Source organism: Lysinibacillus sp. CTST325, assembly GCF_054665055.1.
This window is the reverse complement of record NZ_BAAFHO010000012.1, coordinates 1-25738: the sequence shown is the minus strand read 5'-3', so window position 1 is coordinate 25738 and position 25738 is coordinate 1. Positions and strand designations below refer to the sequence as shown.

Below are 25738 nucleotides of genomic sequence, written 5' to 3'. Positions count from 1 at the left end.
CTATCCCTCGAGGTGAGGGATGGATCCGTCGCTTGCGAGGTTTTATCCGTCGCTTGTCGGGCTCTTTCTGTCGCTTGTCGGGCTATCCGTCGCTTGACTGGTTCTTTCCGTCTCTTACGGGGGTATATCCGTCGCTTGACGTCCGGGTCTTTCCATCGCTTGCGAAGTTCTAACCATCCCTTTTCAAATCCCTTCACGTCTAACAAAAAAGCAAAAGCAGTTCTCCGCTATAGGAGAACTGCCTTTTTAATGTAACCCTGGATATCCTTGTTGACGTAATGCCTCATAAATAACTATTGCTGCTGTATTCGATAGATTGAGTGAACGAACATGCTCACTCTGTGGAATTCGTAAGCACATAGCTCGACGCTCATACGCAAAATCCTTTGGCAGGCCAGTCGTTTCTTTGCCAAACATGAAGTAAATATCTCGATCTTTATCACTAAAATCATGTGTCGTAAATGGTTCTTCACTATAGGTCTCAATTAAATAAACGTCGCCATTTTTGGATGCCTCTAAAAAATCCTCTAGCGAATCGTGATACACGACATTGACACTATGCCAATAATCTAAGCCGGCACGTTTTAGCATTTTATCGTCTGTAGAAAAGCCAAGAGGACGAATTAAATGTAGTGAGGTATTTGTGCCAGCACATGTACGTGCAATATTTCCTGTATTTGCTGGAATTTCTGGTTGATATAAAACGATATGCAATGGCATAACGGTACACTTCCTTAACTAAAAAATTGTAAACCTTTATTAATTTCAACGAGTACTTCCTCGTCTTGTTCTTTTACTTTTGCCTTAAGTAATGCAGATTGAGCTTGCTCCCCGCCTATCTTACCTAAAGCCCATGCGGCTGTTCCTCGAATTACAGGTCGTTCATCCTTTTCAAGAAGCGCTACTAAATCTGGGACCGCAGCTTCTTCTTTAAAGTGTGCAAGTGCCAAAATAGCATTGCGTTGAATTGGCTTTTTCCCCCGCCATGAACCAGAAACATGTCCAAACTTTTCTTTAAAGTCACGATTTGAAATTGTCAAAAGTGGCACAAGTAATGGCTTTGCAAGCTCTGGATCAGGTTTAAATTCCTCATGCATCCAGTTAATCTTTCCTTTATTCTTTGGGCATACGGTCTGACATGTATCACAGCCATACAAACGATTACCAATATGGGTACGAAACTCATCAGGTAGCATTCCCTTAGTTTGTGTTAAAAAGGCTATACAACGTTGAGAGTCTAGCTGTCCGCCTTCGATTAACGCACCAGTTGGACAAACATCTAAACATAAGCGGCAATCCCCGCATTCATCCTCCATAGGCTTATCCGGAGCAAAAGGGATATTCGTGATTAGCTCTCCTAAATATACATAGGAACCGAACTCAGGCGTAATGATCGAGCAGTTTTTTCCGCTCCAACCTATCCCTGCACGTTCCGCAACTGCCCTATCGACAAGTGCCCCCGTATCAACCATTGATTCGATACGAACACCTTCTATGCGTTCCTCAAGCCAGGCTGATAATAATTTCAAGCGCTCACGTAATGCTGTATGATAATCGATCCCCCAGGAAGCACGGCAAAAAATCCCGCGTCTTGCTCCCTTCTTGCCAACAGGTGCATTTTGCATACGCGACGGATATGCGACAGCTATCGCCACAATGCTCTCTGCTCCCTCTAACAATTGTAGGGGCTCGGTACGTTTTTCAATATCACTTTCTTCAAAGCCAGACTGATAGCCAAGCTCTTGCTGACGACGCAGTCTATTTTTTAATTCTGTAAATGGAGCTGCTGTTGTAAAGCCAATTTTATCTACACCAATGGACATTGCATACGCCACAAATTCACGTTGTAGGTCATGTATGTTCATTTCATTTCCAACTCCTTACATGGTACAATAATAGAAATAGATAAAGTAGGTGATGTTTTATGGACATTTCAATTAATCAATCTCTATTGACACAACATCCCGAGCTTAAAATCGGCATTATTCATTATACCAAAATTGTCGTTGCAGAATCTCCTCAAATGATTAAAGGTCGCATGCAATTGTATCAGGAAAATCTCTTTTTAGAAATGCAAGATAATCCTGTAACGCAACGAGAGGGTATTGCAGAATGGCGACAACTATGGAAAAAGCTTGGTGCAGATCCGAACCGCTATCGTCACTCAGCAGAAAGTTTAATGCGCCGAATTAGTAAGCAAAATTATTTAACACCACTTCACTCTGGTGTTGATTTAAATAATTTCTTCTCCCTCCAATATGAGATTCCAGTAGGCTTATATGATGTAGCTAATCTAAAAGGAAATATAGAAATCGCACTTGGCAATGAGGAAACTGGCTATGAGGGCTTAAATGGTCGTTTTAATGCATTAAAAAATATCCTTTATAGCTGTGATACTGAAGGAGCATTTGGGTCACCATTTGTCGATTCTAAACGTACGTCTGTTACAGAGGAAACGACCGAGGCTTTACATATCTTCTACCTCCGCCCATCGTTGTCAGAAGAAAGTGCGAAAGAGCTTCTTTCATCTGCAGGTAAGATGTTTAATCAAATTCATGGCGGCGATTATAAAATGGCCTTATTAACAAACGCAGCACCATCTACTACATTGTAAAAGGAAGGACGTGTTTTCATGATTAATCTTGCAGAAGCCGTTAAGCTAAAAAGTATTTTAGCAAAAAAAGTTCAAGAGCTCGTTGGCGAATTACATCGTAGCGCTTTTGTAACTGTTGAAAAAGGACAATCACCCAAAACAAGTAATCGCTCTATGAAAGTAATTGAAGCTGAATTAGCTCAAGTACGTCTCGATGTTCGTACATTGGATCGTTTAGTATATGAAGCAAATATAAAAAACACAGTAGACTTTAAAGGTGACAAACTAGCGTTAGTTGAAGCGATTGAGTTCGCAACACAGCTCCGCGCAGATGCTGAGCTATGCAAACAGTTTAGTATGCATGAAAAAGAGAGTGTACGCATGGGTTATGGTGAAAATACAATGCTTTATGAAATTGCTATGTATGAGCCAGATGAGTACCGCGAACGTGCTATTATATTAGAAAAAGATGCCCATAAATTATCGAATCTGATCAATGCAAAGAATTATAGTGTTGAAATTAACTTCGATGATTCTCGTTATTTTTAATCTTGAGCGCCAATTTCTAAAAAAGAAATACAATAAAAAAAGCATCCTTTTGAGCTGTACCTCCAATTGTGTTTAACAATTCGGGGTGCAGCTTTGGGATGCTTTTTGTTCTACTTACTTAAATCGTATTTAATTTCAAATTTCCCTATATCCCAATCAGCAAACAGAAAAGTTACATTAGTCTTAGTGTTAGGATCAGTATATGTATAAGCTACTTCCTCGTCAAAAGCAATATCACTTTCTTCGTCAAATTTATCTATATTCAATCCTAGTGCATTAGCAATTGACATAGCGGATATAATTCCTTCTGCCCATTCTCCTCCATTTTCATCTTCATTTAATTCGGTTGCGGGGATTCCTTCTATAAAAATATTATATCCAATTATTTTTTTATCCTCATTATATTTAGCGTCTATTTTATAATGACCCTTATGTTTTTTAAAATCAGTATCCAATAAGATTTGTGAGAAAATATTTTCCTCTTTATTCAATTCACTAGTTATTGGTTCTGGCATTTTTGCTATTACAATTCCATCTACTGGATTCTGTTTATATATATCAGCTCTGACATTGTATTTTTTAACAAACTTTTCTACCGCAACCTTTGATTCAGGATCAACCTCTTCAAATTTTATTGGAACGACTTTCTCCTCCTTTACGACCGCTTCTTTTGTTTCCTGATCTTTTTTTACATCTGCCTCTTTTTTCTTCTCTGTTCCTTCTCCAGAACATCCAACTAGCATAACTGCTAGAAGTAATAATAAAACTTTCTTCATTACCTTTATTCCCTCCGAATGTATATCAATAAAAATATACGTTACTAGATTCAATGAAATAGAATTCAGTGCAAAAAATACTTAAATTACTATATTGCATCATCCTATTATAATTCTGACAAAATAAAGTTTCTGTTTCCACCCTTTATTTCAACATTTTTCGACATTTTGTGTAAAATTAAGGTTTTATGGAATAATAATATATAGAATACCAATTTTTAAAATCTCAATTACACAAAAGCAAATACAAAAGACAAGCCGAGGTTTCATCGCTTCTCAAGCCTATTAATAAGCAAAAAAGACTTGTATAGCTCTAAATCAATTAAAATAAATACAGCAAAGCAAAAAAGCATCTCTTGATCTGCATTGCAATTGTTAGACACAATTGAGATGTAGTTCATTAGAGATGCTTTTTGTTCTACTTAGTTAATTCAAATTTAAATTCAAATTTTCCTGCATCGACCTCAGTACAAAGATTAGTTACCTTATATGCAGAATCAGTATAAGAATGAGTGTCTCTATTTTCTTCAGCTTTAGCTAATGATTCGGTGAATTTACCCAAATCTAATCCTAGTGTTTGAGCAACTATTACAGCTGAAGTCATCCCTTCTGCCCATTCTTCTCCCTCATCATTTACTTCTTTTTCAGGGAGTCCTTGAACAGAAAGATTATATCCAATTATTTTTTTATCCTTATTGTATTTAGCAACTAATTTATAATGGCCCTTATATTCTTTAAAATCAGCTTCCAATAGAACTTGTGAGAAATCATTAAGTTCATTCGTTACAGGTTCTGGAATCATGTCTAATCCTATAGGTTGAACCTGTTTAAATAAAGTAAGCTTTTCATTGTATTCTTTGGCAAACTTTTCAACTGTAGCTTTTGATTCAGTATCGACTTCTTCAAATTTTACTGTAACAACCTCTTCTTTTTTTACATCTGCCTCTTTTTTCTTCTCTGTTCCTTCTCCAGAACATCCAACTAGCATAACTGCTAGAAGTAATAATAAAACTTTCTTCATTACCTTTATTCCCTCCGAATGCATATCATAAAAATATACGTTATTAGATTTAATGAAATAGAATTCAATGAAAAAATTTCCTGATTTACTATATCATATTATCCTACTACAATTCTGACAAAATAAGGCGTCCATTTCCACCTTTATTTTTCGTCATTTTTCGACATTTTAAGTAAAATAAAGGACCTTGTTACATATTGAACTAAATCTAATGCATATAAAAAAGCGTTCAACCAATAGTGGCTAAACGCTTTTGATAGTCTATTTTTTGCGAAAGCTCAGTGCTAACGTAGCAGAAGCAATAGATGTCTTTTGTGTGAAAACATAGGGGCAGTGCCACCGATACAGGTCAATTAGCCGTTTTCGCATGGATGCGATGATTTTAGGCTAACAACTCCTTTCTGATCCCGTGATATCCGCCGGAAGCTTAACTTCTCCTAAAAGAAGTTAAAATGTCTTTACGGATTTGGAAGTCGATCATTTAGCATAGCTAAGTAAAAATTTCTTTTCTCATTGGCAAGAGTCATCACGTTTTCCAATTGCTCCAATTGTTGCTCTAGTAGATTAACATGTTTATTTAATAGTTCAATCCGTTTGTGTAAAATTTCCTGGATACCTTCTATTTCTTGATCATTTTGTGTTAATAGACAGCCATCTTCAGCAAACAAAGTAATATCCTTTAGCTTCATTCCTGTTTGCTTTAATCCATAAATAAATTGGATAAAGCGAAGATCCTGATCATTATATTGCCGAATCCCGTTTTGCTTCCCATCCAAACGATAAGGATTAGGTAAGAGACCCATTTTTTCATAATAACGAAGTGTATATGCAGAAATACCTGTTAATTTCGATATTTCACCAATTGAGTACATTAGGTTTTGTCCCCTTTCATTCACATATAAGAACAACCTTTCCTACCGATAATGAATTTTCAAGCAATTCTTGTGCATGTGCCGCTTCCCTTAAAGGAAATCTGTAAGAGATTAAGGGATTGATTTTCCCTTCCTCTAACAATGTGAGAAGGGAGCGAACATCTTCCTTAAACCAATCTAATCTTTCTTTTTTTAAAGAGGTTATAGAGTAAAGATAGATAGGATTACCTTTCTCTGTAGTTTGATTTTTAGCCAGACTTTCCCATTCTTTGGTCCATTCTTCTGAATCTTCTTGCTGAAGAATAGACGTATAGCCGTAACCTATGAAACGGCCATTCTTGCTTAAGGTTTTCATCGAACGCACATAATTCCGGCCTCCTATTGGATCAAATACAACATCCATACCTTCAGGAGCCTGGATACGAAGAGTATCTACAAAATCTTCGTTTCGATAGTCAATCGGCATGGCGCCGTATTGGGATACAATTGAATGTTTAGTCAAAGAAGCCGTGCCATACATGTCTAATTTCGCTAACTTTCCAAGCTCAAGCAATGCAGTACCAACCCCTCCACCTGCCCCGTGAATCAGGATACGTTCTCCCTCAGCTACCTTTGCAATCCTGTGAAGCATTTGATAGGCTGTCACATAATTTAAGATCACAGCAACCGCCGTTACGGAATCGATATGAGCAGGAATCCCGACAACCTCATCGTCCATCGCGTACACATAAGATGCATAGCCACCCGTTCCGTTAAAAAAGACGGCTACCTTATCCCCTATCAAATATTTTTGCACGCCTTCTCCCAACTCTTCAACAATTCCAATAGCGTCATATCCTGGAGTAAAGGGAGGTATAGGAGATAGCGGAACTTTTCCCTCTCTTCTCATAATATCCGCAAGTGCAACTCCTGCTGCTTGGACCTTAACGCGAATTTCCCCTCTTTCAGGTTTTCGTAAGGGTTCCTCTATCACATCAATAACTTGAGGTCCTCCGTATCGAGTTACAATTACTCGTGTATTCAAATCAAAACATCTCCTCTCAATAAAGATGTTTGTATTATATTTGTTAGAGTAAACTCTAAGTCAAGGAATCTATTTAGCATCAGCCAAAGTTTAAAGTTTTATTGCATAGACGATTTCCCTGAAACTGTATACAATAGATTTATGGGGTCGATGAGACTTCATAGCGAATTGGATGTGCTGTTTTCAAAACTAGCTTTTTGGAGCTAACTTCAACGAAACCAATGACAAGTTACCTGTTACTGTATGACCAATGACTAATAACCAACTATAAGCAATGGCCATACTCAAACAACTTCACTATTATTTGAAAACGCCATCCAATAGCTCTCTTACACCTTGTGTGTAGGAGAGCTTTTTATTTGCATATAATTACCTCATTTTGCCTTAACGAATAAAGAAGCAACGTAGAAGATTGCCCCTATTACAAAGGCAATTAATTGATCTAACAATATTTCATCATGAAGAAACCATCTTATACAAAAAGATTCCACCAAAAATTAACATGGTCAAAAACCCAACATATTTTAATCCAGTATGTAGCATTTTCCATCTCCTTTTTTAAAGTCTTCCGAAAACTCTCTTGGTAATAAGCACATAAAAAAATCGTTAAAAATGGAGCAACCTTCATTTAGTTTAAATATTGTTTCAGAAGCCTTTGATCTCATCTATCAATTTTTATACTTTGAATAGCTACTATTCTTTCATTTGCGGGAATTAGTCAAAGTATATTTCGTTTATTGATGCCATTCAAATGTGTACACAACTTGTTCATTTACTTTATACAAGCAAATGAAATAATCGTTCCCTCTGTTTTTATAATAATAATAATCCCCTATATCCACATTTATATTAATATCTTGAAATACGTTTTGAATCTTTACTTTATTATCGTCTGAATAAGAGTTAATGCTATTTGAAATAAATTTCGATACGTATTGTCTCGCTTCTTTTTGATTTGTTTCCGTTACTTTAATCATATTTTGAGTAAATGAAGTATTTTGATTTGTAAAGTCGAGGCATTTTACCCATGCACCGTCCCCTCTTGCTGCAAAAGGTTCAGTCCATAATTCCGTTACTTTGTTTGGTAAAGGCATTGAGATTCCCCAGCGTTCTTCATATGAATAGACAATTTCCGATGGATCACTATTCACAAAACTCTTTATCCAAAAGAACCCTATAAAAACAATAAGTACTATTATCACAATTACTATTCCTATCAATTTCTTCATGAAAATTCTCTCCCTCCTTTTTAAAAATTGATGTTCTTATTTACTGTTTAAATAATGATTATCTGTAAATATACCAATTCACTTTAATTATAAAATACTAATCTAATAAATAGATTACAATCGCCCCTACTCGTTTAGCTGCTGCATTCTGCTGGAAGGAATAGATATCACATGCAGAAGTTTTTTTATGTCTATTTCTCCCCTAGCATGGACAGAATGACTTTATCTAAAAGAAAGGGGTTAAACAATGACAAACCAACATGATTCAACAAACGAGCATGACATGACTTTGACAAATCGACAGGGGCACCCTATTACTAACAATCAAAATATTCGAACTGTCAGTAATCGAGGACCTGCAACCCTTGAAAACTATGATTTTATAGAAAAAATAAGCCACTTTGACCGCGAAAGAATTCCTGAGCGTGTTGTTCATGCGCGAGGTGCAGGGGCACATGGCTATTTTGAGACATACGGTGTTGTCGGGGATGAGCCTATTTCTAAATATACAAGAGCAAAAGTATTTCAAGATAAGGGGAAGCAGACGCCTGTTTTTGTGCGCTTCTCAACAGTTATTCATGGTGGTCATTCACCAGAGACATTACGTGATCCACGAGGCTTTGCTGTAAAATTCTATACTGAGGATGGTAACTGGGATTTAGTCGGCAATAATTTAAAAATCTTCTTTATCCGCGATGCTATGAAATTCCCTGATATGATTCACGCCTTTAAGCCTGATCCGATTACAAATATTCAGGACGTTGAACGCTTTTTTGATTTCTGTGCAAGCTCACCAGAATCCTTCCATATGGTGACATTCGTTTATTCACCATGGGGTATTCCTGCTAATTATCGAATGATGCAAGGCTCTGGCGTTAATACGTATAAATGGGTCAATAATGAAGGCAAAGCGGTCCTTGTTAAATATCATTGGGAACCTTTACAGGGCATTAAAAACTTAACACAAAAAGAAGCAGAAGAAATCCAAAAGAAAAATTTCAATCATGCCACACAAGATTTATATGATGCCATTAAAAATGATGATTATCCTGAATGGGAGCTTAACGTCCAAATTATGGAGGATGGCCCACATCCAGAGCTTGATTTTGATCCATTAGATGATACGAAGCTTTGGCCTAATGATCAATTCCCATGGTATCCGGTTGGTAAGATGGTGTTAAATAAAAATCCAGAAGATTATTTTGCTGAGGTTGAACAGGCTACTTTCGGTACAGGAGTGCTTGTGGACGGATTGGATTTCTCGGACGATAAAATGCTACAAGGTCGTACCTTCTCTTATTCTGATACACAGCGTCATCGTGTAGGTGCAAACTATTTACAACTCCCTATCAATGCACCTAAAAAACGAGTAGCAACCAATCAAAACGGTGGTCAAATGATGTATAAACGTGATTTAGCTCCGGGGCAAAATCCTCATATAAACTATGAACCCTCGATGTTAAATGGTTTAAAGGAAGCTACTCAAGCGGCTAAGGAATATACACCACTTGTGGAAGGCAATCTTGTTCGAGAATCAATTGATCGGCAAAGTAATACGAAACAAGCTGGAGAAACATATCGCAATTTTGAGCAATGGGAACGAGATGAGCTCCTTGAAAACTTAATTCGTGATTTAGCAGTCTGTCATATAGCCATTCAAGAAGCAATGATTGCATTAGCACAAGAAGCAGATGAAGAATACGGTCGTTTGTTAAAAGAAGGTTTACAAAAATCTCGAAATGATTCATCTTCATCAAAGCCACTTGGCAATATTGCTGGCGATGAAGCCCCTAAAAAGGCTGTAGATAAAGGCCATGGCGCAGAGCCTTATTAAAGCAAAAAGACATTACATATTTTCACAACAAATATGTAATGTCTTTTATTTAGCAGCAGAAGTTATTCTTCATTATAATAGAAGAAACTTTTTAATTATTTTTCGTATGCTTTATACCAATGATATGGTTGTATTTCTTTCAGTGTTTTAAATATCAATTCACCATTCGGATTAGTGATAGCCGCTTTTACATTTTCACCCCAGTAAAAAAGCCTTTCTTGACATACACCACAAGGAGTTAGCACAGTATATACTGAATTTTCGTTTTCTCTGGCAATACAAATACTATGAGTAACCTTCGTATTAAGTTTATGCGCTTCAAGTATTGCACCAGTTTCCATGCACAATTCAGTAGAAGCATTAATAACGTCTGGTGCTACGCTCGTTAAAATCTGACCATCTTCAGTATACATTGCTGCCGCACCACCCCAACCAGAAGGGTATCTTTTTTCGATCAATTCTACCACCGACTGATATAATTTTCGCTCAATATCCATCTTCTTCCCCCTGTTTTTAATTAATTTAACATAAAATGCTTCTTGTTAATGCACACCAGGCAAAATCCTTAGTACCTTTTCCTGTGCATCTAAAATAGCATCTACGCCTAATGGAATTGCAATATTCGTTGAATCATGGCCAATTTTAAAGCCCGCTACAACTGGAACGCCTATATCTTCAAAATAATCCCTCATTAAAGCAAATATTGCCGCTTCATCCGCTTCTGTTTGCGTAAAGGAACCGATAACAACACCGGCTAGCTGCTCAAGCTTTCTCGCCTGCTTTAATTGCTGCAGCATCGAATCGATTTTTGGGATAGATTCTCCAAGCTCCTCAATCAATAAAATACGACCTTCCGTGCAAACTTCAAATTTTGTACCTAATGTGTTAACAAGGCGACGTAAATTTCCACCAATAATCTCACCACGAGCTATACCAGGTGCAATCGTTGTTAATGGGGAAATATCCTCCGTATACTGTAATTCCATCGGTGAAAATAGCTGTAAAAACATTCTCTTTGATAAATCATCAATTCTTCCTACAGACATCAGTAGCGGTCCATGAAACGTCACTAAATTGGCATATTCGTTAATCGCGCAATGTAAATATGTAAGATCAGAGAAGCCCCAGAAGATTTTTGGATATTCCTCAAGCAGTCCGTAATCAATCTTTTCCGCAATGCGTGCAGAGCCATAGCCCCCCTTAACACAAAAAATTGCCTTCACCTCTGGATTTCTCACCATCTCATGAAAATCAGCCAGACGCTCTTCATCACTACCTGCTAGGTAATCGTGCTTTGCCTGAATGGTATCCCCAATTATATAGTTAAGACCTAAATCGTCAAGAAAGGCTATAGCATCTCCTAGCTTTTCGGGCTGTGCTGGACTAGATAAAGCCACAAGACCAACTGTATCTCCCTTTTGTAAATGTGGTACGGTACTTTTCACCCTAATCCCTCCTATAAGTTTTTCTTATTCTAGCATATAGATAATATTGTAGCATTGATTAATGGCGAAGTTAGTTTTGATAAAATTTAAATTTCCGGATGAATGGTTCTTTCCGTCGCTCTGACGGCTCTATCCACGATTTTGGCTGTTCTATCCGCCATTTTGACGTTTCTATCCACGGCTTTGGCTGTTCTATCCGTCGCTCTGGTGATTCTTTCCGTCACTTCGGCTCTTCTTTCCGTCGTTCTAGTTTCCATCCATCACCTTGGCTCTTCTTTCCGTCGCTCTGACTGTTCTTTCCGTCGCTCTGGTGATTCTTTCCGTCACTTCAGCTCTTCTTTCCCTCGCTCTAGTTTCCATCCATCACCTTGGCTCTTCTTTCCGTCGCTTTGGTGATTCTTTCCGTCACTTCGGCTCTTCCTTCCGTCGCTCTAGTTTCCATCCATCACCTTGGCTCTTCTTTCCGTCGCTCTGACTGTTCTATCCGTCGCTCTGATTTCCATCCATCACCTTGGCTCTTCTTTCCGTCGCTTTGACTGTTCTATCCGTCGCTCTGGTGATTCTTTCCGTCACTTCGGCTCTTCCTTCCGTCGCTCTAGTTTCCATCCATCACCTTGGCTCTTCTTTCCGTCGCTCTGACTGTTCTATCCGTCGCTTTGGTGATTCTTTCCGTCACTTCAGCTCTTCTTTCCGTCGCTCTGATTTCCATCCATCACCTTGGCTCTTCTTTCCGTCGCTTTGGTGATTCTTTCCGTCACTTCGGCTCTTCCTTCCGTCGCTCTAGTTTCCATCCATCACCTTGGCTCTTCTTTCCGTCGCTTTGACTGTTCTATCCGTCGCTTTGACTGTTCTATCCGTCGCTCTGGTGATTCTTTCCGTCACTTCAGCTCTTCTTTCCGTCGCTCTGATTTCCATCCATCACCTTGGCTCTTCTTTCCGTCGCTTTGACTGTTCTTTCCGTCGCTTCGGCTCTTCTTTCCGTCACTTCGGCTCTTCCTTTCGTCGCTCTAGTTTCCATCCATCACCTTGGCCCTTCTATCCGTAGCTCTCGCTTTTCATCAGTCACTTGAGCTCTTCTTTCCGTCGCTCTGCACACCAAAATAAAAAAGCGTAGATTTCAAATAATACAAAGTCTACGCTTAATTCTTATTTTGTTCCGCCGTAAATAATCGTTACATTTGGATGATTTAATAATTGACTTGCTGGGAAATCTTCAGTGATGATACCACTTTTTAATTTTTCTATAGCCTCTAGTTTTTTTTCACCAAATGCAATTAACACGATTTCCTTGGCTTTCATAATAGATTGAATGCCCATTGTAATAGCATGTGTCGGTACATCTTTAGAGTTATCAAAATAAATTGCATTTTCTGTGCGTGTAGATTCAGTTAACTCTACTATATTAGTCATTGAATCAAAAGATGTACCCGGTTCGTTAAAGCCAATATGTCCGTTAACGCCAATGCCTAGAAGCTGCAGATCAATTCCTCCCGCTTCCTTAATTCGAGCATCATAGGCCGCACACTCAGCATCTAAGTTTTCTGCCTTACCATTTGGTAAATGTATATTTTCTTCCGTAATATCTACATGATTGAATAAGTTTTCATGCATAAATGTCCAATAACTTGCCGGACTTGTTTGATCGAGACCTACATATTCATCTAGGTTAAAGGTAATCACATCGCTAAAAGATATATTTCCAGCTTGCTGGCGTTTCACTAATTCCTTATACATTCCTACAGGAGAACCACCAGTCGCTAATCCTAAAATACTTGTTGGTTTTACTTGTAATTGTTTAGTGAATATATCCGCTGCTACTTCGCTCATTTCATCGTATGAATTTACTTCTAACCATTTCATTTCGCTTGTCATTCGTATACCTACCTTACAATCATTATTATTAACTAAAATAATAGGAAATATCTCTCTTAATAGTAGTTAATATTTTCATTTTACAAGTTATTTACCTTCTTTTCTATTATTTTCTTTATATTATTCACGTGTATTCTCAAACCATTTCGGTTATGTTATTTAGTAAGGAAGTGAGGCGATTTTATGAATTCACAAATAAAGCAATATTTAAAGCTTATTCAATTTCAAGGATCTTTAGAGCCATCTATTAAGCTACTTGGTCAGCTCCAAACCAAACATCTACATACCATTCCTTATGAGAACCTAGATGTTGCCTTAAAACATGGCATCTCCTTCGCTATCCCTGACCTTTTTCAAAAAATCATTATTCATCTTCGCGGAGGTAATTGCTTTGAACTAAATATTTTATTTAGTTGGCTGCTTCGCGAACTTGGTTTTTCTGTAACCAACCGTTACGCACAATTTTGGCGCAACAATGAAGCAGATACACCTGTTGAGGATGTACCTATGCATCAGCTATTGCTGGTCAATTTCGATGGCCAATCATATATTTCAGATGTTGGTGTAGGTGCACTAGCTCCCTGTAAGCCAGTTCCACTAATAGCTGGGCATCAACACCGTGAAGGTAATGAACTTTATAAAATTGAACGAGATGAAGCGAACGGCTGGATGCTGTACGAACTAACAAAGAATAATTGGCGTTTACTTTATAGTTTTTTTGATGACGCTAACGATGCAAAGTTTGCACCAAGACTTTCTAAGCAAAAAAATAAAATCGCGATGATTCGTACTCCTCGTGGCCGACATACAATGCTTAATAATGAATTTCGAATTTACGAGGGGTACTCCTTAACTACTTATACGACTCATAACGAAAATGAATGGCGACAAGCACTTCATCGTTTTTTTCATATTTCAATAGATACTTCATGACAATAAGCAAGTCTCCTCATTTAATAGGAGACTTGCTTTTCCTTTTGATTGGCTGTACGATCGAGCAACTCATAAACAACAACATCATTGTAAAGCTCCTTAACTAAACCAATCCCATCAACAAAGTAATATCTTGAAACTCCATCACTGTATACGGACTTTTCTTCTAGAACAATTACATTATTATAATCGACACCACCTGCTTGGACAGTACCATCTGTTGATTTAACAGTAAGACGGATTCCTGAAATTACCCCGCTATCAACCTCATGTTGAATCACGCCAATTCTAAGGGGTATTTCGAAGTATAAATCGTAAAATAAATCATAATCACGGTCAACCCCTTGACCATAAACCTCACCATCGCTAAATAAAAGCTCATTATTAAACACCTTATTTGAACTCATATCGGTAACTGTCCACACATCATTCTTATCATCATAATGACTATACTGATATTTTAATTTATAGTGTTTTTTTCTTTCAATGAATAATACGAATACGTGTAGTCAAACGCCGTATCTTTTAATAAATTCGGATTTGATAGCGTTAATGCACGAGCTAAAAATGCTGAAAAGTGAGCCCGCGTTAAAGGTAAATTTGACTTAAATGAACCATCATCATACCCTCTTACTATATTGTTACTAAAAATTACTGAGATTTCCTTATAGCCTCTTGTCTTAGCTGAAACATCAGTGAAATAGCTCGTCTCAGATCCCTTTAATTTGTGATTAGTTAACAAAAAAGCCTCCGCAATCGTTTACAGAGACTTATTAATTAACTTATTTGTTTTGAATTAAGCCGAAGCCAAGCCCAGTCGGATCTACCATATAGGCAAGATAAAACTCATCGAATTCCATTTTGTCACGAACAATGATGGCACCATTCTGTTTAGCTTTCGAAATAGCTCCATCAATAGAATCCACTTAATACGTGTTCCAAAAGGATAGTCATGTGGGCCCTTAGCAATACCGCCGTTAATCCCAGATTTTTTATCATGCCCGGTTGTTACACCCCAATATTCCCAATTAGGTGCAGCTACCTCCCAACCAAAAACCTTGGCATAAAACTCAGCAGCTTTTTCAGGTTCCTGACTATTCAATTCAAACCCTATTACTCTCCCCATCTAATTCCCCTCCTAATTTTTAAATCATTATTTATCGTTCAACAATTTGATGGATATTTCCTCCATTAATTTCATCACCATAATGTGGAGTTGATTTCCTTTCCGACTAGGCGGTTCCTGTGGGCGTCGGATGAGCCGTGGTATTATGCAATTGTTAAAAACATAATGACTTAGGTATTTAACTATTCATTAAATAGTAAAATATTGTATAATTAAATTAGAACGAACGTTCAAATGTTCAATTATGCCTCGGCATAATTGCGTGTGGAATCGGCTTTGTGCTTAGGCCTGCACGATGCAGGTCAGTTAGCCGTTATCGCATGGATGCGATGATTTTAGGCTAACATCCTCTAAGCACTTCTTTCTGATTCCGTGACATCCGCCGGAGGCTTTAACTTCTTTCAGCGGATGTTTGGACATTCGCTGAAAAAAGTTAAAAGAGGTAAATCATTGAACAAAAGACGTTATGATAGCGAGAAAGCAAAAGTTGAAATTATGGAACATGCGGTTAGTTTGTTTTCTCAAAAAGGCTATAATCAAACATCAGTTGGAGATATTTCAACCGCTTCAGGCTACAGCAAAGGACATATTTATTACCATTTTGAAAACAAAGAAAAGCTCTTTGTTCTTTTAGCGCAACAAACAATGCAAGATTGGCACAACAAATGGCTGCAAAAAGAATGTACCTATTCCACGGCAACAGAAAAATTATATGGCATGGCCATGCATGTTCTCTATCATTACCAAACACCTTTATTAAGATCAGGGCAAGAGCTAGCTTCCAATCCAAAATCGAGCCCTGAATCAGTGCAACAACTATACAATTTAGCGATTGTACCGATGGATGCTTATCGTACGATTCTTCAAGAAGGAACCGATAAAGGGGAATTTGTTCATGGAAATATTGATGAGTGGACAGTTCTATTAGGCACATGGCTAGGGGGATTATGTCAGCTTACAAATACTCAGGAGCTGAAAGCACTAGAACCACTCTTTAATCAGGCAATAACTATTTTTTTAAAGGAGATAAAAAAGGTGGGATATAAATGAAAATTGCATGTATAGGAGACAGCTTAACAAAAGGTCGACCAGGTGTTTCATTTTTTAAACTACTAACAACAAAACATCAACAAATCGAATTTGACAATCTAGGTAAACCAGGTGAGACAGTGAAAAGCTTACACAGTCGTTTGGAGAAATCGAAGCTAGCTACTTATTATGACCTTAGCTTTCTTTGGATTGGTGTCAACGATGTCTATGCTAAACTTTTGAAAGTGCAGGCTCAGCCAGTTACAAAAGATCATCAAGAATTTAAAGATTACTATGTAAATTGTTTAGAAATGATTTTAGCATCCTCTAAACATGTCGTTTTAGTAACACCAGCTTTAATAGGAGAGACAATAAAAAACACTCCTAATAAGGAATTAAAAGAGCTCTCCTCTATTATTCAATCCATCTCCTCTAAATATGCAAATGTTAGCTTTTTAAATATGCAAGAGGTGTTTGAGCATCACTTAGAACAAGTTAATAGTTCGGATTATATGAACGCCAATGTTATGCGAGTAATGAAAGATGTATTGTTTTATAAAAATCCTTTGAGAATTGACCGATTATCTAAAAAGAGAGGGCTACATTTAACATTAGATGGCGTTCATTTAAATAGTAAAGGAGCTGAACTTGTCGTGGGGGAATACACAGCTGTCATTGAACAGCTTCAATTGCAAGAAGCTACCGCCCATTAGGAAGTCATATGAGAGGTGATGAATATGAGAAGGGTTGCGATTGTTACTGGTGGTGTATCAGGTATAGGGAAGGCTATCTGCAAAGAGTTAGTAGGTCGTAATGTATTTGTTATTATTGCAGATATCAACGAACATGATGGACGTCTTCTAGAGGCAGAATTAAATAAAGAAACTTTAAATGCTCGATTTGTTGAATTAAATGTAACCGATTACAAAAGTGTTGAGCGTGTTATTACAAATGCTTATGAGGAATTTCAAAGATTAGATTATTTATTTAATAATGCTGGTATAGCTATGTATGGTGAAATGTATGATATGTCTATGGACGAATGGAAAAACATTGTGGATCTTAATTTATGGGGCGTTATATATGGTACTCAAGTTGGCTATCGAATCATGAAAAAACAAGGTTTTGGACATATCATTAATACATCATCAGCAGCAGGGCTGGGGCCATCTCCTATATCTGCGGCATATTCAACTACAAAGCATGCTGTCGTGGGTTTAACGACATCACTACACTATGAGGCTGAGGAATTTGGCATCAAGGTAAGTACGCTATGTCCGACTTTTGTTGATACACCTATTTTCGATAAAGCAACAGCTATTAATATCGATAAATCAGTGATGTCCAAACAATTGAAAAAGCAAAAAATGATGTCTCCACAGCAACTAGCTAAAATCACTATTGCAGGCGTACACAAAAATAAACCTATTATCTGTCCTATGCCAATGCGTAAAACTATGGATGTTGTCTTTACGATCTTCCCTTCGTTACACAGGGCTTTAATGAGAATGGTCTGTAAAGTAAGTCGAAAAGCTTGATTAACATAAACATTTTCATAAAAGCTTTCTTCCAGATGGTAAAAAACCGCTATGTTTTTCCGCCGGCAAGGCACGAGCCGCATCAGGGCAAGAAATAGGATGTTGGACTCGAAGGCATATGTCTCCTTCGCTACATGTTCATTTACACTTCATCTCAAAAACAATTTGTAGGAATCTTGCGGCTTTTTACCTTTATATTTAAGATAACTAAAACATTGAACGGAATAACCCCTTTTCAAAGATAAATAGCTAGTTATTTAAACTTTCCTTTATCATTTTTATAAATACCTAAAAGTAATATAATTAACCCTATAACAAAAATTAAAGGAGATAAAAACATCATAATCGATGTTGCCCAACTATTTTTAACCACTATTCCATACATTACGCCAATTACAAAAGATAAGAACGGTGCAAACGCTATCATTGTAATGATACCCCAAACGATGTAATTCCCTTTCTCTGACCTTCCTTCAGTTAATTGGAATCCCGCTATTAAACCAACTAATACTATCAATAAAGCAATGACAAACGCCATTTCAAATCACCTCCCTCTTTCCTTCTATAATATGCTTCATTAGTTTAGTGGTTTGGTAACATAACACTAGGCTTATTAAAAATATCTATAAATTGCGCCCAGACGGAAAGGAAAATCAGCTTAACATGATGGAGCCTGTTTAACTTCTTTCAGCTGGTGTTTGGACACCTGCTGAAATAGAGGAACTCAGACTAAGAACGCCACGTCTTGTGGCAATTTATCTGTGAGAAAGCGAAGCGACAGCAACAACACACGACTAAGTGACCAACATCGGTGCTGCTGACGCTGCGTTAACACTACGCTTTCGCGAAAAAAACATCTGTTGGCCTAAAGCCTCCGACGGATGTCAAAAAACACAACCATCAATAAATGTGGTTGTGTTTTTTACGATTCAATCTAAATGGCATCTTGCAAAATGACACCGTCGCTCATTTTAATAATACGATCCGTATAAGCAAGCATTTCTTCATCGTGTGTCACCATTAAAGTAGTAATGTTTAACGTTTTAGTCAAATCTCTAATTAGCAACATAACCTCTTTTGATCTTTGTGAATCTAAGCTTGCTGTTGGCTCATCTGCGAAAAGAACTTTCGGTTTATGAATGATTGCTCGGGCAATGGCAACACGTTGCTTCTCGCCACCTGACAATGACGAAGGATAAGCCATTTTTCGATGGTCCATCCCTACTAATTTTAGTATTCGATTAACTTCATTTTTTTGTTCCTGCTTCTTTAATTTTGATTCAGAAACATCTAGCATTAGCAGTAGTTGCTCCTCAACTGTAAGAAAAGGTACAAGGTGTGCAAACTGAAAGACAAATCCAAATTCACTTGCTCGTACTTTTCGAACCTCTTCAGAGACCATAGTGGACATATTTTTTCCTTCAAATATAACGTACCCATCTGTTGCAGGCTGAAGTCCAGCAGCTATTGTCAGAAGTGTACTCTTACCAGATCCAGATGCACCGACCAATGCTGTTATTTCCCCTTCATTTAGAGAAAGATCTATCCCTTTAAGTATTTCTTCTTCTACCTCGCCATTCTTAAACGTTTTTCTAACTTCATCGATTTTAAATAAAGTCATGCTAAGCCTCTCCTTGCTGTATCGCTTGTAATGGTTGAATTTTTTTAATTTGGATGCCTGAAATTGTAGCACCAATAAATCCAATAATTAGGAATACAATCGATAATTGCGTTGTTGTCGCAATTGTTAAAGTGAAAGGCATTCCTTTTGGCGCTATCAGATTAAATGCTTGGCTAAAAGCTACCGACAAAATAAGTGAAATAACTGTAATGATAGCCATCTGTGTCCATATCATTTTGAATAATTTACTCGTTTTCACACCAATGGCTTTCAAAATTCCGTATAAACCAATTTTTTGAACATTCATCATATAGAAGAAGATAGCAAACAGCATCCCACTAATGACTACTAAAAACCATACAATCATATTTAAAGACATTTGTTCTGCATTATAGCTTGGAATTGTATTAAGAAACGCTTTATTAGAAAATGATTTTAATCCAGCAAATTCTTTTGAAGAATCTCCGTCTGGTACGAAAATCATCTGCATTTCATCTACACGGTAAATCTCTTTATAATCCTCTTTATTAATATAGGCAACAGGAGCATGACTATATTTCTTTTGGTCAACAAATCCCTTTACTACAAACTTGCCGTTAAATTGATTATTCGTTAATGTATCTCCTACTTTAATTCCTTTATCTTTCATTGAGCTGTCTAATATAACTTCCTCATGTTTCACATTTTCAAATAAATCTGAAGCGGTCGATGTAACAAAGGCAACGCTTTGTTGCTTATCGTCCTGATCATTTAAAAAGCCCATTTGTAATGAAAAAGCTACTGCATCTTTTTCTTTGCTCAATATTTCATTTTGTGTACTGTTATCTATTTTTGACAGATTATAAGTTTGATCTGCATCCTTATTCATATAAAATTGACCTTGTGGCAAATCCTTAATTAGAGCGGCATTATCTTGTGATAATCCGTTCGCTAAACCAGAAATAATAAAAGTTAATAAACTAACTAGAAAAACAATTGAACCTAATATTAAAAATCTTACTTTATTCTTCTTAATTTCTTTCCACGCAAGATTCATCGTTAACTCCTCCATTCCTTTTTACATCCTTAGCATAAAATCCTTAAATGAACGGAAGATGAACTAATTATTAAAAATGAAATAGTTTCAGTAAAAAAGCTCATAAACCTTTTTTAAGGTTTACGAGCTTATTGTAATATTCATTATTATTATAGTAGGCTTTTGACAGATCTATTGGCCCTCTAAACGAATGACAGCTTTTTTATAATATTTCGGGGTTTCCTCTATTTTTGATTCGTACAAAACCACTTCTTCTACTAGAAATTTAGGAAGCTGAAAATTATCTTCCATCAATGCCTCTAACGGAATTTTCCCGCATGCTTCATCCCACTTTCTTGCAACAGTTATATGGGGGACAAAGGGCTTCTTATCTAATTCAAATCCAGCCTTAATACAATCTCGGTATACTATTTCTTGCACAACACTTAATTGCTGCGATTCGAGCAGATCGGCCCATAAAATTCTTGGATATTCTTTTCTTCCAAAAGTATTGAACCCCTGAATTTTTAATTCGAATGGAAAAACATTCAGAAAATTACCCCTCACTTCATTCATTACAGCTTGTAATTGCTCTTCATCCGCATGACCTAAGAAAGCCAAAGTGATGTGATAATCTTCCTGATGAACCCATCGTTTAAAATGAAAGTCTGTTTTCATTTTTTCACATCTCACATGAAGAGCTGCTTTAATGTCTGAAGGAAGTGGAACTGCAATAAAAAAGTGTCTGTTCATAATCATACCCTCTCTATTCATCATAAATGCTACTTATCAGGCATTATGTCTTTTCCTACAATAATTTAACCATACTACTACGCTAAAATGATAAGGTTCTAATGTATATATGAAAGACTCTCTAGATAAAAGTAATACATGTCTTCCATTTAAATAACCCATTTTGCTTTTTAGCAGAGTGGGCCTTATTATTTTTGAATACAAAAAAGACTCCAACATAATCGTTGAAGTCTTTCATTCTATGATACCGGTGGTCGGGACAGGGAATGGTTCCGAAAGCCTTATATATCAAGGATATCTGGTTGTAATGTGTAAAAATTGTGTGAAATGATTTGCTGGGTTTTTCAGATAAAAAATATAAATGTTTTCTCTTGTGTCTACACTCAACATGCGTGGAGTGTATGTGGCAACACATTGGTGCTGTGGGTTTAAGTAATTGGCTAGGTGCTATCATAGTAGAACCTAGCCTTTTTATTTATATTCAAACAATCTTTTCTTATTTTTTAACAAGGGGGTCTATACAATATTTTACAAATTATTTATCGACAATTTCGCTTTGTCCAGATTTCTCCACATGTATGCTCTGCATTGGGACTAATCATAATCCAAGTACATGTTGCTCTCTGCTAATTCTTGCTGAGACATTCTTCCAAACTTTCTCCTCTTTGTGTTTTGCTTTTTATTTCTATACTATCTTTGAATACACCTTCTTTCGGTACCAACCCACTATGAATCCATCCTGCTAAAGTATGCTTATTTTGTATACAAGCGTTTTTAAGAATTTTATAATCATTATCTTCGATATAAAATGTTTCTCTATGGCTTTTATTGTCTATATGTTTATTGTGAGTAGACTGGGGAAAGATTTCATTTCGCTCAACGCCATCAAGATAATTAGCCCAGTATTTTTTTCTCCATCTATGTCTCAATTTCTAACTAATTTAATATACTCTCGCCAAGGTGTTACTTTTATTTTTGAAGGTAACTCTTTATCAACTTCGATTTCATTACATAATCTAGTAAAGCTATCTATAAGGATTCCACTACTCCATCCATCCCATAAAATATGGTGATAGGTTAATATCATGATTTTTTCATTGGCGCCATTTACCAGACGGATTCTTAATGGTTCCGTTGTTAAATCAATCCCTTTTTTAAGCTCATTATATGGGTTCTTTATCCTAAAATCGGGTGGGGAAGTTTTTTAGATAGCAAGTTTTCGTATAAAATACAATCGAAGGAGGCGGAATTTTATGGATTTTATCAGGAAATAAACCGCTTGGAAATAATTTATTCCTTTCTGCTATTGCGGATTGTCTCTGATCCTATCTGTACCTTATAGTAAGGGAAGAAGGGTACGAAAGAAGCCGTATAGTCAGTAGAAACCCTTGAAAAAGTTAGTTCAGAAAAATTTCTAGTAGGAGCGTGTAAAATGAATTTAAAAGAAAAGTTGATATTAATAAAAGAAAATGGGTACCAAGCACCCACCGATACATTCCAGTTGATACTAGAAATGATAAATAACATCGGTTCTTTGGATCCCCAACTACGTGATGAGCTAATTTATACAACGTTATCACATTGGATTCCTGATAATTCTCTAACAGCAAACGAACTAGAACAACTTCTACCGGTTATTTTGGATAAAAACCATTTGCTTTTTAAGCTTGGTGAAACAAATACAGACTCTGTCTTCACTCGATCTTTCTCCATGCTAGTCATACCGCTCCTCTTCATGAGGCATAGAGAATCACCATTTCTCTCAAGAGAGCAAATTCATCAGATAAAAGAGAAAGTATTTTACAATGTAAAAGAAGAGCGAGATTACCGTGGGTATGACGAGGAAAAAGGCTGGGCTCATGCTATAGCCCATGCAGCAGATGCTTTAGAAGATTTGGCTCAATGTTCCGAACTGGATAAAAATGACCTCTTAACTATCCTCGATTTGGTTTACGAAAAGATGACCATAACAGATCGAATTTACTCCGATGGAGAAGATGAGAGAATGGTAAAATCCATAATTAGTGTTTTAAATAGAAAAATACTTAGTCAGACTTATGTAGAGCAATGGATTCAAAGTTTTGGTGATGTGGAGAAAAATTCAGAATTTCTCCCTGCCTTTAAGCAAAAAAATAATATAAAGAACTTTTTGAAAAGTTTATACTTTCGAGTTAAATTTTACAAAGTGGATGCCGTTCTCTGCTCGACTATCGAGCATACATTATATAAAGTAGAAAAAGTATACTATTCCTAATTTAAAAAAATGGGGGGAAAGCACCCGCACTTGCCCGTCTCCACTTCAAATGTGGTAACAGGCAAACAATAGGCCTCAGGGGGCATTTTTACTTCACACTTTTCACAGAAAATTTGATTTGCGGGGATTCAGATGGATCTCCGTTCTTTTTGTTTTGCTTCCCTTAATCAATCCCTTTTTCCCAGATCGCAGCTTGTATAAAATGAATCTGTCTATGTGTAAAATGTGTGTAAAATAATTTCGACTCTTATCGTTTCCTATCGTATCCCCAAAAATGAAAAAAGCTCACAAACCCTGTACTATCAAGGTTTGTGAGCTTTTCAAACTTACTAAACGTAACATATATGTACGTGATGATACCGGTGGTCGGGGTCGAACCGACACTCCAAAGGAACACGATTTTGAGTCGTGCGCGTCTGCCAATTCCGCCACACCGGCATAATGGAGATAAAAAAAATCGGATACACCGATTGAGTAATAAAATATGGAGGCGGCAACCGGATTTGAACCGGTGATAAAGGTGTTGCAGACCTGTGCCTTACCACTTGGCTATGCCGCCGTCATATTTGGAGCGGAAGACGAGGTTCGAACTCGCGACCCCCACCTTGGCAAGGTGGTGTTCTACCACTGAACTACTTCCGCAAAAATGGCTGGGGTACTAGGATTCGAACCTAGGCATGACGGAATCAAAATCCGTTGCCTTACCGCTTGGCTATACCCCAACAATGGGGCGACTGAAGGGAATCGAACCCTCGAATGCCGGAACCACAATCCGGTGCGTTAACCACTTCGCCACAATCGCCATTGTTATATTGTATTTATTAATTTTATTGAAAATGGGGCGACTGATGGGAATCGAACCCACGAATGCCTGAACCACAATCAGGTGCGTTAACCACTTCGCCACAACCGCCATATTATTATATTTTATTATTTTAAATTAATTGGCAGGGGCAGTAGGAATCGAACCCACACCAAAGGTTTTGGAGACCTCTATTCTACCGTTGAACTATGCCCCTATTAAAATAAAACTGGTGGAGGGGGACGGATTCGAACCGCCGAACCCTAAGGAGCGGATTTACAGTCCGCCGCGTTTAGCCACTTCGCTACCCCTCCGGTAATGCCATGGTGCCGGCGATAGGAGTCGAACCCACGACCTACTGATTACAAGTCAGTTGCTCTACCAACTGAGCTACACCGGCGAAAAATATGGTGGGTCAGGACGGAATCGAACCGCCGACACTTAGAGCTTCAATCTAATGCTCTACCAACTGAGCTACTGACCCATATTTTTTAAAAAATGGCGGTCCCGACCGGGATCGAACCGGCGATCTCCTGCGTGACAGGCAGGCATGTTAACCGCTACACCACGGGACCATTTTGGTTGCGGGGGCCGGATTTGAACCAACGACCTTCGGGTTATGAGCCCGACGAGCTACCACTGCTCCACCCCGCGATAATAAGGTGATTTATTAAAATAATGGTGGAGGATGACGGGCTCGAACCGCCGACCCTCTGCTTGTAAGGCAGATGCTCTCCCAGCTGAGCTAATCCTCCATCTGGGTATTGAATGGTGACCCCTACGGGATTCGAACCCGTGTTACCGCCGTGAAAGGGCGGTGTCTTAACCACTTGACCAAGGGGCCATCGTTTGGAATGAAAAATCCTTAAAGTGCTGGCGGAGAGTAAGGGATTTGAACCCTTGAGACAGTGTTAACCGCCTACACGATTTCCAATCGTGCTCCTTCGGCCACTCGGACAACTCTCCAAGAATGGCTCCGAAGGCAGGACTCGAACCTGCGACAACCTGATTAACAGTCAGGTGCTACTACCAACTGAGCTACTTCGGAATATTTTTATCATATAGCCTAGCGACGTCCTACTCTCACAGGGGGAAGCCCCCAACTACCATCGGCGCTAAAGAGCTTAACTTCCGTGTTCGGTATGGGAACGGGTGTGACCTCTTTGCCATCATCACTAGACTATTTTGAAAGACAATACTTATTATAACATATTTCCATTATGTATGCAAGTATTTTATTAATAGTTTTTGTTCTTTCAAAACTGGATAAACGGTGCATTGAATGTTTCAAACTTTTTTGGTTAAGTCCTCGATCGATTAGTATCCGTCAGCTCCATGTGTCACCACACTTCCACCTCGAACCTATCTACCTCATCGTCTTTGAGGGATCTTACTTACTTGCGTAATGGGAAATCTCATCTTGAGGGGGGCTTCATGCTTAGATGCTTTCAG

Annotated in this window: 32 protein-coding genes, 16 tRNA genes, 2 rRNA genes and 1 pseudogene; 14 read left to right on the top strand and 37 right to left on the bottom strand. The window is 37.7% G+C overall.

Annotated features, from left to right (window positions below; genetic code table 11):
* Window positions 1-32 precede the first annotated feature (32 nt).
* Entirely contained in the window at window positions 33-173 is a 141-nt protein-coding gene (locus ACYQ73_RS21320) for a hypothetical protein (RefSeq protein WP_460014295.1), read from the top strand.
* A gap of 73 nt (window positions 174-246) precedes the next feature.
* On the opposite strand, the gene trmL is transcribed toward ACYQ73_RS21320, so the two are convergent.
* Window positions 247-720 (bottom strand): tRNA (uridine(34)/cytosine(34)/5-carboxymethylaminomethyluridine(34)-2'-O)-methyltransferase TrmL, encoded by a 474-nt coding sequence (gene trmL, locus ACYQ73_RS21315; RefSeq protein ID WP_460014294.1) that lies wholly within the window; start codon window positions 718-720, stop codon window positions 247-249.
* 14 nt (window positions 721-734) lie between these two features.
* Entirely contained in the window at window positions 735-1865 is a 1131-nt protein-coding gene (gene queG / locus ACYQ73_RS21310) for a tRNA epoxyqueuosine(34) reductase QueG (protein WP_460014293.1), read from the bottom strand.
* 59 nt (window positions 1866-1924) lie between these two features.
* Here queG and ACYQ73_RS21305 point away from each other — a divergent pair, with 59 nt between their 5' ends.
* On the top strand, window positions 1925-2614 hold the full coding sequence (locus tag ACYQ73_RS21305; protein ID WP_460014292.1) for a B3/B4 domain-containing protein: 690 nt from the start codon (window positions 1925-1927) through the stop codon (window positions 2612-2614).
* An 18-nt stretch (window positions 2615-2632) separates the two neighbouring features.
* Window positions 2633-3142 (top strand): hypothetical protein, encoded by a 510-nt coding sequence (locus ACYQ73_RS21300; RefSeq protein ID WP_460014291.1) that lies wholly within the window; start codon window positions 2633-2635, stop codon window positions 3140-3142.
* Between the two features lie 110 nt (window positions 3143-3252).
* On the opposite strand, the gene ACYQ73_RS21295 is transcribed toward ACYQ73_RS21300, so the two are convergent.
* From ACYQ73_RS21295 to ACYQ73_RS21275, 5 genes are all read right to left on the bottom strand, one after another.
* Window positions 3253-3918, bottom strand: coding sequence for a hypothetical protein (locus ACYQ73_RS21295; RefSeq protein ID WP_460014290.1), 666 nt, complete (start codon window positions 3916-3918; stop codon window positions 3253-3255).
* 418 nt (window positions 3919-4336) lie between these two features.
* Complete coding sequence (locus tag ACYQ73_RS21290; RefSeq protein WP_460014289.1) at window positions 4337-4939, bottom strand: hypothetical protein; 603 nt, start codon at window positions 4937-4939, stop codon at window positions 4337-4339.
* A 458-nt stretch (window positions 4940-5397) separates the two neighbouring features.
* Window positions 5398-5811 carry a MerR family transcriptional regulator gene (locus tag ACYQ73_RS21285; RefSeq protein WP_460014288.1) on the bottom strand — a complete coding sequence of 138 codons (414 nt, stop codon included), beginning with the start codon at window positions 5809-5811 and terminating at the stop codon, window positions 5398-5400.
* Window positions 5812-5827: 16 nt separating this feature from the next.
* On the bottom strand, window positions 5828-6835 hold the full coding sequence (locus ACYQ73_RS21280; protein ID WP_460014287.1) for a medium chain dehydrogenase/reductase family protein: 1008 nt from the start codon (window positions 6833-6835) through the stop codon (window positions 5828-5830).
* Between the two features lie 734 nt (window positions 6836-7569).
* On the bottom strand, window positions 7570-8064 hold the full coding sequence (locus ACYQ73_RS21275; RefSeq protein ID WP_460014286.1) for a hypothetical protein: 495 nt from the start codon (window positions 8062-8064) through the stop codon (window positions 7570-7572).
* A 247-nt stretch (window positions 8065-8311) separates the two neighbouring features.
* Between ACYQ73_RS21275 and ACYQ73_RS21270 the strand changes: the two genes are divergently transcribed.
* Entirely contained in the window at window positions 8312-9898 is a 1587-nt protein-coding gene (locus ACYQ73_RS21270; protein WP_460014285.1) for a catalase, read from the top strand.
* A gap of 95 nt (window positions 9899-9993) precedes the next feature.
* Here the strand turns inward: ACYQ73_RS21270 and ACYQ73_RS21265 are convergent, their stop codons facing one another.
* Window positions 9994-10395 (bottom strand): cytidine deaminase, encoded by a 402-nt coding sequence (locus tag ACYQ73_RS21265; protein ID WP_460014284.1) that lies wholly within the window; start codon window positions 10393-10395, stop codon window positions 9994-9996.
* A 45-nt stretch (window positions 10396-10440) separates the two neighbouring features.
* Window positions 10441-11343 (bottom strand): S66 peptidase family protein, encoded by a 903-nt coding sequence (locus ACYQ73_RS21260; RefSeq protein WP_460014283.1) that lies wholly within the window; start codon window positions 11341-11343, stop codon window positions 10441-10443.
* 98 nt (window positions 11344-11441) lie between these two features.
* Here ACYQ73_RS21260 and ACYQ73_RS21255 point away from each other — a divergent pair, with 98 nt between their 5' ends.
* From ACYQ73_RS21255 to ACYQ73_RS21235, 5 genes are read left to right on the top strand one after another with little or no spacing between them, the layout of a single operon-like run.
* Window positions 11442-11633, top strand: a complete 192-nt coding sequence (locus tag ACYQ73_RS21255; protein WP_460014282.1) for a hypothetical protein — start codon at window positions 11442-11444, stop codon at window positions 11631-11633.
* A complete protein-coding gene (locus ACYQ73_RS21250) occupies window positions 11609-11818 on the top strand; it encodes a hypothetical protein (protein ID WP_460014281.1) in 210 nt (69 codons plus the stop codon). The genes ACYQ73_RS21255 and ACYQ73_RS21250 overlap by 25 nt, the downstream gene beginning before the upstream one ends.
* Window positions 11794-11982: a hypothetical protein gene (locus ACYQ73_RS21245; protein WP_460014280.1), complete on the top strand. Its 189-nt coding sequence runs from the start codon at window positions 11794-11796 to the stop codon at window positions 11980-11982. Before ACYQ73_RS21250 ends, ACYQ73_RS21245 begins: the two co-directional genes overlap by 25 nt.
* Entirely contained in the window at window positions 11958-12167 is a 210-nt protein-coding gene (locus ACYQ73_RS21240) for a hypothetical protein (RefSeq protein ID WP_460014279.1), read from the top strand. The genes ACYQ73_RS21245 and ACYQ73_RS21240 overlap by 25 nt, the downstream gene beginning before the upstream one ends.
* On the top strand, window positions 12143-12388 hold the full coding sequence (locus ACYQ73_RS21235; protein ID WP_460014278.1) for a hypothetical protein: 246 nt from the start codon (window positions 12143-12145) through the stop codon (window positions 12386-12388). Before ACYQ73_RS21240 ends, ACYQ73_RS21235 begins: the two co-directional genes overlap by 25 nt.
* Before the next feature lie 101 nt (window positions 12389-12489).
* Here the strand turns inward: ACYQ73_RS21235 and nagB are convergent, their stop codons facing one another.
* Complete coding sequence (gene nagB / locus ACYQ73_RS21230; protein ID WP_460014277.1) at window positions 12490-13203, bottom strand: glucosamine-6-phosphate deaminase; 714 nt, start codon at window positions 13201-13203, stop codon at window positions 12490-12492.
* A 195-nt stretch (window positions 13204-13398) separates the two neighbouring features.
* Here nagB and ACYQ73_RS21225 point away from each other — a divergent pair, with 195 nt between their 5' ends.
* A complete protein-coding gene (locus ACYQ73_RS21225; protein WP_460014276.1) occupies window positions 13399-14148 on the top strand; it encodes an arylamine N-acetyltransferase family protein in 750 nt (249 codons plus the stop codon).
* A 20-nt stretch (window positions 14149-14168) separates the two neighbouring features.
* On the opposite strand, the gene ACYQ73_RS21220 is transcribed toward ACYQ73_RS21225, so the two are convergent.
* The 3 genes and pseudogenes from ACYQ73_RS21220 to ACYQ73_RS21210 form a co-directional block, all read right to left on the bottom strand.
* Window positions 14169-14555, bottom strand: a complete 387-nt coding sequence (locus ACYQ73_RS21220; protein WP_460014275.1) for a hypothetical protein — start codon at window positions 14553-14555, stop codon at window positions 14169-14171.
* 53 nt (window positions 14556-14608) lie between these two features.
* Window positions 14609-14890: an S-layer homology domain-containing protein gene (locus ACYQ73_RS21215; protein WP_460014274.1), complete on the bottom strand. Its 282-nt coding sequence runs from the start codon at window positions 14888-14890 to the stop codon at window positions 14609-14611.
* Between the two features lie 40 nt (window positions 14891-14930).
* Window positions 14931-15274: pseudogene (locus tag ACYQ73_RS21210) on the bottom strand (VOC family protein).
* Between the two features lie 450 nt (window positions 15275-15724).
* Between ACYQ73_RS21210 and ACYQ73_RS21205 the strand changes: the two are divergent.
* Genes ACYQ73_RS21205 through ACYQ73_RS21195 form a run of 3 tightly spaced genes read left to right on the top strand, consistent with a single transcriptional unit; the run spans window position 15725 to window position 17841 of the window.
* The gene (locus ACYQ73_RS21205) at window positions 15725-16324 is read left to right on the top strand and encodes a TetR/AcrR family transcriptional regulator (RefSeq protein WP_460014273.1); all 600 of its coding nucleotides are present in this window, start codon (window positions 15725-15727) and stop codon (window positions 16322-16324) included.
* Entirely contained in the window at window positions 16321-17016 is a 696-nt protein-coding gene (locus ACYQ73_RS21200; RefSeq protein WP_460014272.1) for a GDSL-type esterase/lipase family protein, read from the top strand. Before ACYQ73_RS21205 ends, ACYQ73_RS21200 begins: the two co-directional genes overlap by 4 nt.
* Before the next feature lie 18 nt (window positions 17017-17034).
* The gene (locus ACYQ73_RS21195; RefSeq protein WP_460014271.1) at window positions 17035-17841 is read left to right on the top strand and encodes an SDR family NAD(P)-dependent oxidoreductase; all 807 of its coding nucleotides are present in this window, start codon (window positions 17035-17037) and stop codon (window positions 17839-17841) included.
* 253 nt (window positions 17842-18094) lie between these two features.
* On the opposite strand, the gene ACYQ73_RS21190 is transcribed toward ACYQ73_RS21195, so the two are convergent.
* The 6 genes from ACYQ73_RS21190 to ACYQ73_RS21165 all read right to left on the bottom strand — a co-directional run bounded on the left by ACYQ73_RS21190 (window position 18095) and on the right by ACYQ73_RS21165 (window position 22410).
* Complete coding sequence (locus ACYQ73_RS21190; RefSeq protein WP_460014270.1) at window positions 18095-18379, bottom strand: hypothetical protein; 285 nt, start codon at window positions 18377-18379, stop codon at window positions 18095-18097.
* Window positions 18380-18775: 396 nt separating this feature from the next.
* Window positions 18776-19462 (bottom strand): ABC transporter ATP-binding protein, encoded by a 687-nt coding sequence (locus tag ACYQ73_RS21185; RefSeq protein WP_460014269.1) that lies wholly within the window; start codon window positions 19460-19462, stop codon window positions 18776-18778.
* 1 nt (window position 19463) lies between these two features.
* A complete protein-coding gene (locus ACYQ73_RS21180; RefSeq protein ID WP_460014268.1) occupies window positions 19464-20498 on the bottom strand; it encodes an ABC transporter permease in 1035 nt (344 codons plus the stop codon).
* A gap of 171 nt (window positions 20499-20669) precedes the next feature.
* Window positions 20670-21251, bottom strand: a complete 582-nt coding sequence (gene thpR / locus ACYQ73_RS21175) for an RNA 2',3'-cyclic phosphodiesterase (protein WP_460014267.1) — start codon at window positions 21249-21251, stop codon at window positions 20670-20672.
* 605 nt (window positions 21252-21856) lie between these two features.
* Window positions 21857-22159, bottom strand: coding sequence for a hypothetical protein (locus tag ACYQ73_RS21170; RefSeq protein WP_460014266.1), 303 nt, complete (start codon window positions 22157-22159; stop codon window positions 21857-21859).
* Window positions 22156-22410 (bottom strand): condensation domain-containing protein, encoded by a 255-nt coding sequence (locus ACYQ73_RS21165; protein WP_460014387.1) that lies wholly within the window; start codon window positions 22408-22410, stop codon window positions 22156-22158. The genes ACYQ73_RS21170 and ACYQ73_RS21165 overlap by 4 nt, the downstream gene beginning before the upstream one ends.
* A gap of 252 nt (window positions 22411-22662) precedes the next feature.
* On the opposite strand from ACYQ73_RS21165, the gene ACYQ73_RS21160 reads away from it, so the two are divergent.
* The gene (locus ACYQ73_RS21160; RefSeq protein WP_460014265.1) at window positions 22663-23484 is read left to right on the top strand and encodes a DUF2785 domain-containing protein; all 822 of its coding nucleotides are present in this window, start codon (window positions 22663-22665) and stop codon (window positions 23482-23484) included.
* A gap of 357 nt (window positions 23485-23841) precedes the next feature.
* On the opposite strand, the gene ACYQ73_RS21155 is transcribed toward ACYQ73_RS21160, so the two are convergent.
* The 18 genes from ACYQ73_RS21155 to ACYQ73_RS21070 form a co-directional block, all read right to left on the bottom strand.
* A tRNA-Leu gene (locus tag ACYQ73_RS21155) sits at window positions 23842-23922 on the bottom strand.
* Between the two features lie 47 nt (window positions 23923-23969).
* Window positions 23970-24043 (bottom strand) — tRNA-Cys (locus ACYQ73_RS21150).
* Window positions 24044-24051: 8 nt separating this feature from the next.
* A tRNA-Gly gene (locus ACYQ73_RS21145) sits at window positions 24052-24126 on the bottom strand.
* A gap of 5 nt (window positions 24127-24131) precedes the next feature.
* Window positions 24132-24206: transfer RNA gene (locus ACYQ73_RS21140), tRNA-Gln, on the bottom strand.
* 4 nt (window positions 24207-24210) lie between these two features.
* A tRNA-His gene (locus tag ACYQ73_RS21135) sits at window positions 24211-24286 on the bottom strand.
* A 35-nt stretch (window positions 24287-24321) separates the two neighbouring features.
* Window positions 24322-24397, bottom strand: a tRNA-His gene (locus ACYQ73_RS21130).
* A 32-nt stretch (window positions 24398-24429) separates the two neighbouring features.
* Window positions 24430-24503, bottom strand: a tRNA-Trp gene (locus tag ACYQ73_RS21125).
* A gap of 13 nt (window positions 24504-24516) precedes the next feature.
* Window positions 24517-24600: transfer RNA gene (locus ACYQ73_RS21120), tRNA-Tyr, on the bottom strand.
* Window positions 24601-24610: 10 nt separating this feature from the next.
* Window positions 24611-24686 (bottom strand) — tRNA-Thr (locus tag ACYQ73_RS21115).
* Window positions 24687-24694: 8 nt separating this feature from the next.
* A tRNA-Phe gene (locus tag ACYQ73_RS21110) sits at window positions 24695-24770 on the bottom strand.
* 15 nt (window positions 24771-24785) lie between these two features.
* Window positions 24786-24861 (bottom strand) — tRNA-Asp (locus ACYQ73_RS21105).
* A 4-nt stretch (window positions 24862-24865) separates the two neighbouring features.
* Window positions 24866-24940, bottom strand: a tRNA-Met gene (locus ACYQ73_RS21100).
* A 25-nt stretch (window positions 24941-24965) separates the two neighbouring features.
* Window positions 24966-25041, bottom strand: a tRNA-Val gene (locus ACYQ73_RS21095).
* Window positions 25042-25055: 14 nt separating this feature from the next.
* Window positions 25056-25130 (bottom strand) — tRNA-Glu (locus ACYQ73_RS21090).
* Window positions 25131-25160: 30 nt separating this feature from the next.
* A tRNA-Ser gene (locus ACYQ73_RS21085) sits at window positions 25161-25252 on the bottom strand.
* A gap of 5 nt (window positions 25253-25257) precedes the next feature.
* Window positions 25258-25334 (bottom strand) — tRNA-Asn (locus ACYQ73_RS21080).
* A gap of 16 nt (window positions 25335-25350) precedes the next feature.
* Window positions 25351-25466 (bottom strand): 5S ribosomal RNA (gene rrf / locus ACYQ73_RS21075).
* A 117-nt stretch (window positions 25467-25583) separates the two neighbouring features.
* Window positions 25584-25738 (bottom strand): 23S ribosomal RNA (locus ACYQ73_RS21070); the annotation flags it as partial.